The following is a 240-nucleotide window of genomic DNA, read 5'->3' as shown; positions in this document are numbered from 1 at the left end:
CCGCCCGGGCCGTCCAGCACCTTGTCGAGGCCGCCACCCCGGCCGTCGCTGAACGACGTCGTCTCTACCGCCAAGCAGTCCAGATTGGGCTGTCTTTGTTGCGCTCCGAGGTTGTCCATCGCCTCGAGGTACCCACACCTGGGGGCCGCCGATTTGCCATGAACGAGGCGCTGCAGGACGACTTTGCTCTCAACCAACCACTTTCGGCCTTCGCCAGCGAGGCCGTCGCGACCCTCGACC

The 240-nt window shown here is 66.2% G+C and carries 1 protein-coding gene; it reads left to right on the top strand.

Annotated elements, in window-relative coordinates; genetic code table 11:
- A partial coding sequence (locus AC0IW7_RS24995) for a DUF3516 domain-containing protein (protein ID WP_471821551.1) occupies nucleotides 1-240 on the top strand: 240 nt, incomplete at both ends.

The sequence above is a fragment of the Pseudomonas sp. AC229 genome, from assembly GCF_979254655.1.
Note: the sequence above shows the minus strand (reverse complement) of the source record. Positions and strands in the feature narration are given on the sequence as shown.